The following is a 13,136-nucleotide window of genomic DNA, read 5'->3' as shown; positions in this document are numbered from 1 at the left end:
CTCCCAAAAGAGTGCCTTGAATAACCCGATCTTTATTGATATTTTTACAGGTTATTTTTCACAAATTAGACAAACATGAGTAAAATTATAAACGAGCCTGAAGAGCAGAGCATTACAGTCGAAATTCCGGAGATAATACCTGTATTGCCATTAAGGGATCTTGTCATTTTTCCATATATGATTTCACCTGTTCTTGTAGGCAGAGACCTTTCTGTAAACGCAGCCAATTTCTCACTAAACAACCACAGACTCATATTTCTTGCAGCCCAAAAAAATTCCAACATAGATGAACCGGGCCCCGATGAGTTATATCGGGAAGGTACGATTGCAAAAATTGTTCAGACGATGAAACTGCCAAATGGCTTGCTCAAAATAGTGGTTGATGGTCTGGTTATGGGGAAGATAAAGCACTTCACTTCTGAAACCGAGTATTTTGAAGCCGCAATTCAATTGCGGGAAGTGCAGATGTCGAACGATGCCGAGATTACTGCATTAATCAGGCAGGCTGAAATCGCTTTCAAGGAATATGCATCGTTAAATAAAAATATAAATGCTGAAACTCTTGTCTCATTTGAGAACATTTCGGAACCCGACAGAAAACTTTATTTTGCTGCTGCCAACATAAATCAGGCAATCGACGGCAAAATGAAAATCATGAGGAAGGGGAAACTAAAAGACCAGTATTATGAGTTGATTAAGCTTCTGCGCGGTGAGATAGAAATCCTTAAAGTTGAAAAAGAGATCGATCACAAGGTCCAGGAAAACATAGCAAAAACGCAAAGAAAGTTTATAATTCAAGAGCAGATCAAAATTCTTCAGGAGGAACTCGGCGAAGATGATGCACTTTCAGAGGAAGCGAAACTTCTTGAGAGCATTGAAGCTGCCGGGATGCCGGAATCTGTGGAAGACAAGGCGATCGAGGAGTATAACAAGCTCTCGAAAATCCCCCCGATGTCGCCTGAATATACAGTGATCAGAAATTATCTTGACTGGCTGATAGCTGTTCCCTGGAAGAAAAGGACAAAAGATAAACTTGATATCTCACATGTACAGAAGATTCTTGATGAGGATCATTTTGGACTTGAGAAACCAAAGGAGAGAATTATAGAGCACATCGCTGTTCTCAATCTTGTGAAGAACATGAGGGGTCAGATTCTGTGTCTCGTAGGACCTCCCGGAGTGGGAAAAACCTCGCTCGGCAGATCGATAGCCCGTGCACTTGGCAGGCAGTTTGTCAGAATAAGCCTCGGTGGTGTCAGGGATGAGGCTGAAATAAGGGGCCACCGGAAGACCTACATCGGCTCAATGCCGGGAAAAATTATTCAGTCCATGAAACGGGCAGGCACGGTAAATCCCGTGATTCTGCTCGATGAAATCGATAAACTGAGTTCCGATTTCAGAGGCGATCCGTCTTCGGCAATGCTTGAGGTACTTGATCCCGAACAGAATTTTTCGTTTAATGATCACTACCTCGAAGTTGACTATGACCTATCGCAGGTACTTTTCATTACGACAGCGAATGTAAGATATAACATCCCTCTGCCACTTCAGGACAGAATGGAAATCATAGAACTCTCCAGTTATCTCGAGGTGGACAAACTTGAAATAGCGAAGCGACACATCATACCTAAACAGATAAAACTGCATGGTTTGGGAAAAGCCAAAGTGAAGTTCGAGGATGAGGCTATTCTTGAGATAATAAACAACTACACCCGTGAATCGGGAGTCAGGAACATGGAGAGGGAAATAACCGGTGTCCTGAGAAAAGTTGCAAAAGATTTTGTGGTAAAGATCCAGACCAATGAGAAAAACTCGAAGAAACCAAATGTTATTACACCCGCCATTGTGGAAAAATATCTCGGTGCTCCTCGCTACAAAAAACATATTTATGAAAAAGGTGCGAGAATAGGGAGTGTAACGGGGCTCGCTTGGACGAGTGTTGGTGGCGACATCCTTAAAGTGGATGTAACCGTAATGCACGGCAAGGAAAAGCTAACACTTACAGGGCAACTCGGAAATGTAATGAAAGAGTCAGCTCAGGCGGGTTTGAGTTTCATCAGATCGAACGCTGAAAAATTTGGACTAAAACCCGACTTCATGTTGAACAAGGAAATACATATCCATCTGCCTGAAGGAGCGATTCCTAAAGACGGACCATCAGCCGGTATCACGATGATTATGGCTATGCTCTCTGCATTTTTGGAGATTCCCGCCAGCGATTCGGTTGCAATGACAGGTGAAATTACCCTGAGAGGTGAAGTTTTACCAATCGGGGGGCTCAATGAAAAACTTCTTGCTGCCAGAAGGAACGGTTACAAAACTGTTCTGATTCCCAATGACAACACTGCGGATGTAGCAGAGATAAGAGCCAACATCACAAAAGACCTTGTAATCGTGCCTGTAGAAACAGTTGAGGAGGCTTTGGACTGGGTTTTCCCTGACTGGAAAAAGACAGTAGCTGAGAGAATAGAGAAAAACGCAGAAACTGTATCAGAAGTCAAAAAGAAACGCCGGACTCCCGCAGAAAGTCTCAATTAGATGAGTTCTGAACTTACATTACCCGTTTCTGCGGTTAAAGAGGAAGTATATAAATATCTGCTTGAGCAGATGCCTCATCTGATTCAGGAGGCTGATCACTGGTTGTCGTCGCTTTCCAATTTTACTGCAGTGATAAAAGAGAGTTTTCCAAAGGTCAGTTGGGCGGGATTTTATCTGGTTACTGAAGGAAAACTTGTACTCGGTCCTTTTCAGGGAAAGATTGCATGCACCGAAATTCAACCGGGAAGGGGGGTTTGCGGAAAAGTAATGGTCACCAAAGAGACGGAGATTGTGGAAAATGTCCACGATTTCCCGGGGCATATTGCGTGTGATTCAGGCAGCAATTCCGAAATCGTGGTTCCACTTCTAAAAGACGGAAAACTTCTCGGAGTGCTCGACCTCGACAGTTACGATTTTTCCACTTTCAACGATACTGACAGATTATATCTTGAGCAGCTTGTTGCACAGTTATTGTCAAAAACAACAATTCCAAACATTTAAGAAGAGATTATGAGCTTTCAGGTTTCAGCACGGAAATACAGACCCCAGACATTCGAAACGGTTCTTGGACAGGAACATGTTACTGTCACTCTAAGAAATGCAATTATAAGAGGGAGAATAGCTCATGCATACCTGCTGACCGGTCCAAGGGGTGTGGGAAAAACGACAACTGCGAGGATAATTGCAAAATCGATCAACTGTCTAAATCCCGTTGAAGCCGAGCCGTGTAATGTGTGTGCGAATTGTCTTGCAATACAATCAGGACAGTCGATAGATTTTATCGAAATCGATGCGGCTTCAAACAGGGGAATTGATGAAGTCCGTTCCCTTACAGAATCGGTCAGATATGCACCCGTTACAGGAAAGTACAAGGTGTATATTATTGATGAGGTTCACATGCTCACCAAGGAATCGTTTAATGCATTCCTTAAAACTCTTGAGGAACCACCCGAACACACTATATTTATATTTGCCACTACTGATGTCCACAAAGTACCGATTACCATCATTTCGCGCTGTCAGAGGTATGATTTCCGCAGAATTCCCCTTGACATCATAAAAGAAGGTCTCAGAGAGATTGCTGAAAAAGAAAATATTGAGATTGATGACAAAACACTCACTCTGATCGCAAAAAAAGCTGATGGCGGAATGCGTGATGCGGAAAGCTTTTTCGATCAGGCAGCTGCTTTTTCAGGAGATAAAATTGATTATTCGTCTGTAATAAAGGTTTTCAATTTTATCGATGAGGATATCTACTTTGAAGTAACCGACGGGCTGATCAATAAAGATTTCAAAATGCCTTTCTTCGTCTGCGACCGTGTTTATAAAAACGGCTGGAGTTTTATCGACTTCTTTAACGGTTTGCTTGAGCATTTTAGGAATATTCTTTCAGTGGCAGCTACGAAGGACACCTCTCTCATCGAAAGTGCTGCGGTATATTTCGAACGATATGTGAAACTCGCAAAATATTTTTCCGAAGGTGACCTGCTAAGGGTGATGAACTATCTAAGCAGATTACTCTCCGAACTTCGTTATTCCCAAAATCACAAATTGAGAAGCGAACTCGCGCTGAGTCAGATTACAGGATTTGAGACTTCTGAAACGATTTCCGGACTCGTGGAGATACTGTCGAAGACCAATTTTGGCGATAATGTGAATGTAACCAGACCGGAAGCAGAAATAAAGAATCCTGAACAGGACGACGAAAAAAAAAAGCCTGAACCAACAGTAGTAGCAGAGGCAGCTCCCATTACAGATCTGAAAAATCCGGAACTGGAGTCGGCAATTGAACAGGAATACGAAAACATCATGGAAGAAACCATGGTGGAAGAGTATCCTGAAGAGATGGATGAGCCGGTGGTAAATGAGGTTCCGCTCGCAGAGGAGAAGAAGTTTTTTGCTTCTCTCGCAAGAAAACGGGAAGAAATCGTACCTGACAAGGAAGAAACAGACCCCTATGTCCTTTTTATAAAAGACAAGTTCGGCGGCAGGGAAATCTGATACACCATCAACTCATAATTTTTAATTTATAACTTAAAACTTATAACTCCTTGGCTTTATTCCAAAGATCAATCATTTCCTGAAGAGAAGCCTCAGACGGGATTCTGTTGGATTTCGCCAGTTCCTGCTCGATGAAACCAAATCGGGTTTCAAACTTTTTATTCGCTTTGTTTAAAGCATTTTCCGGATTTATTTTTTTGAATCTTGCATAGTTGGTGAGGGCAAACAGATAATCACCGAATTCTTCTTCGAGCTTGTCAAAGTCTCCCGAAAGTTCGGCTTCTTCAAGTTCACCTCTCTCTTCGAGCATCTTTTCCTTTACTTCATCGATACTTTGCCATTCAAATCCTGTTTTGGCTGCTTTTTCTTGCATCCTGTATGCTTTGTGCAGTGCAGGCATTGATACAGGAATTCCTGAAAGGAGGGATTTTTTCCCCTCAGCCATTTTGATTGCTTCCCAGTTTTTCATTACTTCAGTCGTATTCTCCACTTCCACATCTCCAAAAACATGCGGGTGGCGACGGACCAGTTTATCCGAAATTCCCTGAATTACATCATCCAGATTGAAATGACCGTCTTCTTCGGCTATAACAGAGTGAAAAGCAACATGGAGAAGAAGGTCGCCGAGTTCCTCCTTCAGCTCCTTAAAATCCTTGTTATTGATCGCATCAAGGGTTTCATAAGCCTCTTCGATGGTTGCCATTTTGATCGAATCATTGGTTTGTTCTCTGTCCCAGGGACATTCCTTTCTTAACCGCCTTAAAATATCGATAAATTCCTTAAATTTAAACTCTGTCATACATACTTTCCGGAATTGTGTGTAATTGAACAAAAATGAAATCAGTAACTTAAAGTTAGATAATATTATGATAAACGAAAAACTGGCAGAACTGGGAATTACCATTCCTGATGCTCCAACACCTCTCGCAGCTTATGTACCCGGTCAGATTGTCGGGAATTTGCTCTATACATCAGGACAGGTCGCACTTCAGCAGGGTGCAATTGCTTACAAGGGGAAAGTTGGGGGCAATCTTTCTGAAGAAGAGGGAATTGCTGCCGCACGAATTTGTGCCATCAACTGCCTCGCTGTTGCAAAAAAACTTCTCGGTGATCTTGAAAAAATAGAGAGAATTGTTAAATTGACAGTTTTTGTGAACTGTGTGGAGGGATATGCCAACGAACCGAAGATTGCAAACGGAGCATCAGAATTGCTCGTTGAACTTTTCGGAGACAACGGCAAGCATACAAGAAGCGCCGTTGGAGTGAGCGGGCTACCACTCGATTCCGCAGTGGAAATTGAAATGATTGCATTATTAAAGTAAGAAACCATGTCAGAAAGCCTGAGTAAAAATCGTGTAATTTTCCTGGACCTGCTAAGGGCAGTTGCAATTATCCTGTTGATTTTTGCACTGAATCTGGATCATACACTTGCGCCTGAATTCAAAAACACCAATGATTTTCTTTTGAATTACTGGCAATACATCAATACGCTCATAGTGCCGTTTTTTATTTTTACTTCGGGCACCCTCTTCATGTATCTGTATAAAACCCAGGGTCTTCCGTTTCAGGAGAATCCTTTGGTAAAGAGGGTCATAAAAAGGGGATTTTTGCTGATCCTGACAGGATACCTTCTCAATTTTCACGGGTTTAGACAATTGTATAACGGCGAGGGGATTACTGAGGCTGACTGGCAGCAGTTTTTGACTGTTGATATACTTCAGATTCTTGGTGCATCAATGCTGTTCACCATTTTTTTATTGTGGGTGGCATCGAAACTCCCGTTTCAGATTAAATACATTGTCGGATTTGCCTCCATCCTGATACTTCTTCTCACAGTGGTTTTTGAATTGTTGAATGTTGGCAGGATACTTCCTCTTTGGGCGGGAGCCTATTTCACAAGATCTGTCGGATCGGCTTTTACTTTTTTCCCGCATGCTTTCTATTTTACAGCAGGATGCTGTGCCGGATGTTTTATTTCGAGCAATCCTTCCACTTTCGAAGATCTCACAGGTGTGAGGAAATTACTGATTGCCGGATTGCTGCTGATTATTTTTTCTTTTGTTCTTCAACTGGCGTTTGATGCTCTCCCTCTGGAAAGTGCGACAACTACTGGAATGGTTGTCAGGGTCACCCGGAAAGCAGGGCTGATAATAATGGGATTGATTGCGGTGATTCAGACTTCCATAATTCTTGAACAGAATCCCAAAATCTTTATTTTGATGGCAAGGAATACACTGCTTGTCTATGTAATGAACAAGTTACTCATAGATTATACTCCGTTAAGTATATACTTTACAAAGGCCTATGATGTTCAGGAGTCGTTTCTTGTTTCACTCGGTACCACTTCTCTTATGGTTTTGATTGTGATTATTCTGAACAAACTGAATTTCAAAAACTTCTCGATGATGAGAGGGTAAATGGGTAAAAATTCCACACTCGATCCAACGATCACCGGCGAAGAGAAAGAACTCGAGAGGAATCTAAGACCCTCTACTTTTACAGGTTTTCAGGGTCAAAAAAAAATCGTCGATAACCTGAAGGTCTTCATTGGTGCTGCCAACAACAGGGGGGAATCTCTCGATCACACTCTTTTAACGGGACCTCCGGGACTTGGTAAAACCACACTTTCAAATATCATCGCGAATGAATTAAAGGTACCGATTAAGTTGACTTCGGGTCCTGTACTCGAAAAGCCGGGTGACCTTGCGGGCATTTTAACGGGGCTGGAGGAAAGAAGCGTCCTTTTCATCGATGAAATTCACAGACTTTCCCCTGTAGTCGAGGAATATCTTTATTCGGCAATGGAAGATTTTCGGATTGACATTATGATCGAGAGTGGTCCTGCTGCGAGAACAGTACAGATCAGTCTTCCGAAGTTCACACTTGTGGGCGCCACAACGAGAGCAGGAATGTTGACCTCTCCACTTCGGGACAGATTTGGCATAAATTTCAGGCTCGACTATTACGATAATGATACCCTGAAGGGAATTATTGAGCGGTCATCTTCAATACTTGGTATCAGAATAAACCCCGAAGCTGCGCTTGAAATCGCAGGCAGATCACGCGGGACTCCAAGAATTGCAAATCGCCTTCTGAAAAGAACGAGGGATTTTGCCGACTACCTCAAAAAAGAAACCATTGATATGGAAGTGGCGGAAACCGCCCTTACTGCCCTTGATGTTGATAAGTTCGGACTTGACGAGATGGACAAAGATATCATCATGTCCATTATCGAGAAATACGGCGGAGGTCCTGTAGGGCTTACAACGATTGCAGTAGCTGTCGGTGAAGAGAAGGACACAATTGAAGAAGTATACGAACCATTCCTTATTCAAAGGGGATTTTTACAAAGAACCCCAAGAGGAAGGATTGCTACAGAATTTGCATACAGACATTTTAACAAACCTTTCAAAAGAGACCAGGTCTCCTTATTTGATGAGTAAACATGGTTGAGATCAACAATATTAGAATTGGAGGGGGAAACCCTCTTGTACTCATTGCGGGTCCGTGCGTTGTGGAAAATTCCGATATCATCTTTGCTACAGCAACAAAGATAAAGGAAATTACTTCACGGCTCGGAATACCGTTCATTTTTAAGTCAAGTTTCAAAAAAGCTAATCGGACGAGTGTTTCCTCTTTTACTGGACCGGGTGACGAAAAAGCTTTGAAGATATTGTCAAGTGTCAGGAATACTCTCGGGCTGCCTGTCGTTACTGATATCCATTCCCCTGAGGATGCTCTTATGGCAGCAGACTCCGTTGACATGCTGCAGATTCCGGCTTTTCTTTGCAGACAGACTGATTTGCTGCTTGCGGCGGGTCGGACAGGGAAAGCGGTTAATATAAAAAAAGGACAGTTTCTTGCTCCCGAGGATATGGAACATGCTGCAGCAAAGGTGGCTTCGACGGGGAACAGGAGTATTTTACTGACAGAGCGGGGTACCACTTTTGGTTATCACAATCTTGTAGTGGATATGCGGTCACTGGTTATAATGAGGAAAACAGGTTACCCGGTTGTTATGGACGCTACACATTCAGTTCAGCTTCCTTCAAAAGGGACTGAAAGCGGTGGTCAGCCTGAATATATAAAACCACTTGCCCGGGCTGCAGTAGCTGTTGGAATTGATGCTCTCTTCCTCGAAGTGCACCCTGATCCAAAAAATGCGAAGAGTGATGCTGCAAGTCAGTTTCCTCTCGAAAAGCTCGAGGAGTTTCTGACAGGCATAAAAAAAATTGAAGAGGCAGTCAGGTAAAGCTATGCACGAAGAGAAATCAGTCACGAAGACTCAAAAAAAACGATACAGTCTCGACCGGATAATCACAATAGGCAAGGAAGTTATCCGGATAGAATCTGAAGCTGTAAAAAATCTTTATGAAAAGATAGATGCGGGTTTTGCCAAAGCTGTCGATCTTATTATGAGGAGTGACGGTAGAGTCGTCCTCACGGGAGTCGGGAAATCAGGATTAATAGCACGAAAGATAGTGGCAACCATGAATTCCACCGGAACCCCTGCAATCTATCTTCACCCGACGGATGCACTTCATGGTGATCTTGGTATGGTAAGAAAAGAGGATGTGGTGATCTTGCTCTCGAAGTCGGGTGCAACTGAAGAACTGCAAATGTTGATTCCGATGTTAAAAAGACTGAAAGTGCCTCTGATTGGAATGCTCGGTGATGTGAAGTCAAGGATGGCAAGACAAATGGATGTGATATTGGATGTAGAGGTTTTGGAAGAAGCCTGTCCATACGATCTCGCACCCACAGCCTCCACGACTGCATCACTCGTAATGGGCGATGCCTTGTCGGTTGCACTACTTAAACTCAGAGGATTCACCCAGCAGGATTTTGCAATGCTTCATCCCGGTGGAAGCCTCGGTAAGCGGCTCTCACTTAAAATATCCGAGATTATGTACACCGGTGATGCCATACCTGTGGTGCACGAAAAAACTTCATTCAAGGATTCAATTCTCGAAATAACCTCAAAAAGACTCGGTGTCACCTGTGTTGTAGATGATGGCGGTAAGTTGCTTGGAGTAATAACCGATGGAGATTTAAGAAGACTCCTGGAGAGGACCACCGATTTGTCAGGACTTGTTGCCAGAGAGATGATGACCGAGAATCCGAAAAGTGTAAAACCGGGTCAACTTGCTTCACTCGCACTTCAGAAAATGGAAAGCCACAAAATTACCTGCCTTCCCGTTACCGATAAAGAGGACAAACCGGTCGGAATTGTTCACCTGCACGACCTGGTTAATCTGGGTTTGAGAATGAGATGAACGAGGATATCAGACATTTTCCGTCGGGTATCATGTATCGGACACTTTTTATTTTCCCCTTACTGTTCGTGTTGATTCTGCTTTCCGGTTGTGACAATACCGAAAAATTGAATCCGCTGCAAAAAGGGATAAAGACCGAGGTGTTACCCGATCAGCAAAGCATAAATTCCACCATCAGCTTTACTGATTCGGGAAAGGTTGTCGCAACCCTCACTTCCGGTGTAATTAAGGTTTATTATTTGAGGAATGAAACGCTTCTGGAAAACAAGGTAAGGGTCGATTTTTACAATGAACAGGGAAAAGTGGAAGCTGTACTTACGGGTGAAAGCGGAAGGGTTGACGATGTCACTAAAGATATTTTTATTTATGGAAATGTGGTAGTGGAAAACGACAGTGGAATGGTATTGAAATCGGAAAAACTGATGTGGAGAAACTCCGACAGGAAGATCTGGACCGATGAATTCGTGAAAATAAAGACAAAAACAGAAGATATTGAAGGTTACGGTTTTGAATCTGACCAGTCATTGAGAAATTATACGATCTACAAAGTAACCCTGATTACCGAGGGGAGTGAATTCAAAAATGAATAAACTCTTTGTAATTCTAACGGTTTTTATCATTTATCCGGGGATATTTCTATTTTCCCAGGACAAACCAAAGATCGTAATAACGGGTGAACGGATGACGGGCAGGGAAAACGAAGAGGAGAAGATCAGAGGTTTCGGCGGCGATGTGGTGATTACACATTTGAATGTGAGGATTACCTGTGATTCTGCGGTACATTTTGTTGACAGAAACGAAGCAGAACTGATCGGAAATGTGGTGATTACACAGGATACCCTCACGATCAAAACGGACAGGGGATTTTATTATGGAAATACCCGCAGAGCTTACGCCTCAACACCCGTGGAGCTGGATGATAAAAAAGTTTTTCTGAAAGCTGAAACAGGGGAGTACCTTTTTACCGAGACGAAAGCCCGTTTTGTAAAAAATGTAAGACTCTACGACAGCACGGGTACGATGACCTCTTCAGAGTTGATCTATTTCCGCAATACACAGACAGCCTATGCCTCGGGGGGTGTAAGATTGTGGGACAAATCGAGTTCTCTCGATGCCGACAGTCTTGTTCATAACAGAATTACACTGGTTACACATGCCTTCAGAAATGTAACTGTTATGGACAGCACTACAATTGTTCTCGCCGACAGTCTGGTTTACGATCAGATTAATAAAACGACAGACGCCTGGAGCAATGTCCAGATCAAAAACTTTGAAGAAAACACGCTGATTCTTGGAGAGCATGTACAGGATTTCAGAGCTGAAAAGCACACAATAGTCGAGGGTTCTCCATTTGTTATGCAAATTGATACGGCAGGAACTGCAGTTGATACACTTCTTCTTCGCGCCCTTAAACTGGAATCGTTCACAACAAGAGACAGCGTCAAAATGATCGCTTATGATTCAGTGGTGATTATTAAAGGGGATTTTGCTTCGAAAAATTCATATACCGAGTATACGGAAGCACCCGAAGCGATTTATACCTACAAAAAGGGAGGGGATAAAATTCCGCCGGTCCTTTGGTTCGAGAAATCGCAACTTTCGGGTGATACGGTAAATCTTTTTATAAAAAATAAAAAAGCGGAAAAAGTACTCATAAAGAAAAACAGTCTGATTATCTCAAAGAATGGTGAATTCAGATATGATCAGGTTTCGGGCAAGGATGTCGTCATGAGTTTTGATGAGGGGAGGCTTAAACAAACCAACATCTATGAGAATGTTTTAAGTTTCTATTATGTTTATGATGAAGGGGCACCGAACGGACTGATTCGCTCAAGTTCGAACAGTGCAATAATTACTTTTGACAGTAACAAGGTTGAAGATGTCCGGTTATACGGTGATCCCGTGAGCGAATATTATCCCGAAAATCTGGTAAAAGGAAACGAAAAGAAATATTTCCTTCCAACATATATGGATTACGGGAAGGCTCCTTTAAAGAAGGAGCATTTTGGAGAATTTTTAAACAAAATACGAGAAGTAGAGCACCCTTTTTATGCCGGAAAATCTAAGTAGCGATAATTTAGTAAAAATCTATAAAAAACGCACAGTAGTAAACAAGGTTTCAATATCTGTTTCGAGAGGCGAGATCGTTGGATTGCTGGGTCCTAACGGAGCGGGCAAGACCACAACTTTTTACATGATGGTCGGGATGATTAAACCGAATGAAGGAAGAGTCTTTCTCGATGATACTGAAATTTCATCCTATCCAATGTATAAAAGGGCACGCCTTGGCATCGGTTACCTGCCTCAGGAAGCATCCATCTTCAGGAAACTCTCCGTTGAAGATAACATTAAGGGGATACTTCAGATGCTTCCGATGACCTCTCAGGCTCGGAAGGAAAAACTTGAATCCCTCCTCGAAGATTTCCGAATGACTCATCTTCGCAAAAGCCTTGGCTATCAGCTCAGTGGCGGCGAAAGACGACGGACAGAAATTGCAAGAGCACTTTGTACCGACCCGGGATTTATCCTGCTCGATGAACCTTTTGCCGGGGTCGATCCGATCGCTGTTGAAGACATCATGCAGATAGTTGCCGGACTGAAAAACCGAGGAATCGGTGTCCTTATAACAGATCACAATGTCCATGAAACATTAAGTATTGTCGATAAGGCATATATATTAATTTCGGGAGTTATTTTCCGTTCCGGTGGTGCGAACGAACTTGCTGATGACGAAGAGGTAAGAAAAATGTATCTGGGTGAAAACTTTAAACTGGACAGATATTAAAAAAAAGGCGCATCCCGGAAAGCATGGGACACGCCTTATCTTCAGGATTGAGGTCCCAAAGTTAGAATCTGGATGCACCTGTTTTTACTGTTGACATGTAAAACTTCCAGCATAGGTCTCTGACGCGTTTACTTTCATCAAATTCAGCAGCTTTCTTTACCGCATAAACACCTCTGGCATCTCCAATTTTTACAAGCGCAAGTGCTGCAGCAATCCTGCATTCTTCATCTGTACAATTTTTCAATACTCTTAATAACGGAATTACGGCAGCTTCGCTCTGCATCTCGCCGAGGAAATATGTGGCACTGACTCTCAGTCCCGCATTATCAGATTCCACACCGTGTATATAGTTGAGCTCGGCTTGTTTGTAGGAGTCGGATTTTTTCGGTGTGTTGTTGGCACTGATTTCAGGTGCAATAAAAGCTGTAAAAAGAACAGCAAAAAGGACGATGGATAAAATTCTGGTTCGCATAATGAACTCCCGGTTTTGTTTGTTTGATCTCTTCAGAACAGGATATCGATTACAATAATTTAAT

The 13,136-nt window shown here is 42.7% G+C and carries 13 protein-coding genes; 11 read left to right on the top strand and 2 right to left on the bottom strand.

The window, feature by feature from the left end; genetic code table 11:
* Positions 1–75: 75 nt before the first annotated feature.
* Genes lon through dnaX form a run of 3 tightly spaced genes read left to right on the top strand, consistent with a single transcriptional unit; the run spans position 76 to position 4,539 of the window.
* Positions 76–2,538, top strand: a complete 2,463-nt coding sequence (lon, locus tag J0L60_11655) for an endopeptidase La (GenBank protein ID MBN8546774.1) — start codon at positions 76–78, stop codon at positions 2,536–2,538.
* Positions 2,539–3,039: a GAF domain-containing protein gene (locus tag J0L60_11650; protein ID MBN8546773.1), complete on the top strand. Its 501-nt coding sequence runs from the start codon at positions 2,539–2,541 to the stop codon at positions 3,037–3,039.
* A gap of 9 nt (positions 3,040–3,048) precedes the next feature.
* Positions 3,049–4,539, top strand: a complete 1,491-nt coding sequence (dnaX, locus tag J0L60_11645; protein MBN8546772.1) for a DNA polymerase III subunit gamma/tau — start codon at positions 3,049–3,051, stop codon at positions 4,537–4,539.
* Between the two features lie 40 nt (positions 4,540–4,579).
* On the opposite strand, the gene mazG is transcribed toward dnaX, so the two are convergent.
* Entirely contained in the window at positions 4,580–5,338 is a 759-nt protein-coding gene (mazG, locus tag J0L60_11640; GenBank protein MBN8546771.1) for a nucleoside triphosphate pyrophosphohydrolase, read from the bottom strand.
* Between the two features lie 67 nt (positions 5,339–5,405).
* On the opposite strand from mazG, the gene J0L60_11635 reads away from it, so the two are divergent.
* Genes J0L60_11635 through lptB form a run of 8 tightly spaced genes read left to right on the top strand, consistent with a single transcriptional unit; the run spans position 5,406 to position 12,600 of the window.
* Positions 5,406–5,861, top strand: coding sequence for a RidA family protein (locus J0L60_11635; GenBank protein MBN8546770.1), 456 nt, complete (start codon positions 5,406–5,408; stop codon positions 5,859–5,861).
* Positions 5,862–5,867: 6 nt separating this feature from the next.
* A complete protein-coding gene (locus J0L60_11630) occupies positions 5,868–6,956 on the top strand; it encodes a DUF1624 domain-containing protein (protein MBN8546769.1) in 1,089 nt (362 codons plus the stop codon).
* Complete coding sequence (ruvB, locus tag J0L60_11625; protein MBN8546768.1) at positions 6,957–7,982, top strand: Holliday junction branch migration DNA helicase RuvB; 1,026 nt, start codon at positions 6,957–6,959, stop codon at positions 7,980–7,982.
* A gap of 2 nt (positions 7,983–7,984) precedes the next feature.
* Positions 7,985–8,791, top strand: coding sequence for a 3-deoxy-8-phosphooctulonate synthase (gene kdsA / locus J0L60_11620; protein MBN8546767.1), 807 nt, complete (start codon positions 7,985–7,987; stop codon positions 8,789–8,791).
* A 4-nt stretch (positions 8,792–8,795) separates the two neighbouring features.
* A complete protein-coding gene (locus tag J0L60_11615; GenBank protein ID MBN8546766.1) occupies positions 8,796–9,815 on the top strand; it encodes a KpsF/GutQ family sugar-phosphate isomerase in 1,020 nt (339 codons plus the stop codon).
* On the top strand, positions 9,812–10,405 hold the full coding sequence (lptC, locus tag J0L60_11610; protein MBN8546765.1) for an LPS export ABC transporter periplasmic protein LptC: 594 nt from the start codon (positions 9,812–9,814) through the stop codon (positions 10,403–10,405). The genes J0L60_11615 and lptC (J0L60_11610) overlap by 4 nt, the downstream gene beginning before the upstream one ends.
* Positions 10,398–11,885, top strand: a complete 1,488-nt coding sequence (gene lptC / locus J0L60_11605; protein ID MBN8546764.1) for an LPS export ABC transporter periplasmic protein LptC — start codon at positions 10,398–10,400, stop codon at positions 11,883–11,885. Before lptC (J0L60_11610) ends, lptC (J0L60_11605) begins: the two co-directional genes overlap by 8 nt.
* On the top strand, positions 11,866–12,600 hold the full coding sequence (lptB, locus tag J0L60_11600) for an LPS export ABC transporter ATP-binding protein (GenBank protein ID MBN8546763.1): 735 nt from the start codon (positions 11,866–11,868) through the stop codon (positions 12,598–12,600). The genes lptC (J0L60_11605) and lptB overlap by 20 nt, the downstream gene beginning before the upstream one ends.
* Positions 12,601–12,661: 61 nt before the next feature.
* Here lptB and J0L60_11595 read toward each other — a convergent pair whose 3' ends face one another.
* Complete coding sequence (locus J0L60_11595) at positions 12,662–13,072, bottom strand: HEAT repeat domain-containing protein (protein ID MBN8546762.1); 411 nt, start codon at positions 13,070–13,072, stop codon at positions 12,662–12,664.
* Between the last annotated feature and the right edge of the window lie 64 nt (positions 13,073–13,136).

The sequence above is a fragment of the Ignavibacteria bacterium genome (assembly GCA_017302895.1).
Taxonomy (GTDB): Bacteria; Bacteroidota; Ignavibacteria; order Ignavibacteriales; family Ignavibacteriaceae; genus UTCHB3.
The sequence above is the reverse complement of the archived record's forward strand: the minus strand, read 5'-3'. Positions and strand labels throughout refer to the sequence as shown.

Bases quoted from the DNA above. Each gene is read 5' to 3' on its own strand.
- lon (MBN8546774.1), top strand. From the start codon at position 76: ATGAGTAAAATTATAAACGAGCCTGAAGAGCAGAGCATTACAGTCGAA.
- J0L60_11650 (MBN8546773.1), top strand. From the start codon at position 2,539: ATGAGTTCTGAACTTACATTACCCGTTTCTGCGGTTAAAGAGGAAGTA.
- dnaX (MBN8546772.1), top strand. From the start codon at position 3,049: ATGAGCTTTCAGGTTTCAGCACGGAAATACAGACCCCAGACATTCGAA.
- mazG (MBN8546771.1), bottom strand. From the start codon at position 5,338: ATGACAGAGTTTAAATTTAAGGAATTTATCGATATTTTAAGGCGGTTA.
- J0L60_11635 (MBN8546770.1), top strand. From the start codon at position 5,406: ATGATAAACGAAAAACTGGCAGAACTGGGAATTACCATTCCTGATGCT.
- J0L60_11630 (MBN8546769.1), top strand. From the start codon at position 5,868: ATGTCAGAAAGCCTGAGTAAAAATCGTGTAATTTTCCTGGACCTGCTA.
- ruvB (MBN8546768.1), top strand. From the start codon at position 6,957: ATGGGTAAAAATTCCACACTCGATCCAACGATCACCGGCGAAGAGAAA.
- kdsA (MBN8546767.1), top strand. From the start codon at position 7,985: ATGGTTGAGATCAACAATATTAGAATTGGAGGGGGAAACCCTCTTGTA.
- J0L60_11615 (MBN8546766.1), top strand. From the start codon at position 8,796: ATGCACGAAGAGAAATCAGTCACGAAGACTCAAAAAAAACGATACAGT.
- lptC (MBN8546765.1), top strand. From the start codon at position 9,812: ATGAACGAGGATATCAGACATTTTCCGTCGGGTATCATGTATCGGACA.
- lptC (MBN8546764.1), top strand. From the start codon at position 10,398: ATGAATAAACTCTTTGTAATTCTAACGGTTTTTATCATTTATCCGGGG.
- lptB (MBN8546763.1), top strand. From the start codon at position 11,866: ATGCCGGAAAATCTAAGTAGCGATAATTTAGTAAAAATCTATAAAAAA.
- J0L60_11595 (MBN8546762.1), bottom strand. From the start codon at position 13,072: ATGCGAACCAGAATTTTATCCATCGTCCTTTTTGCTGTTCTTTTTACA.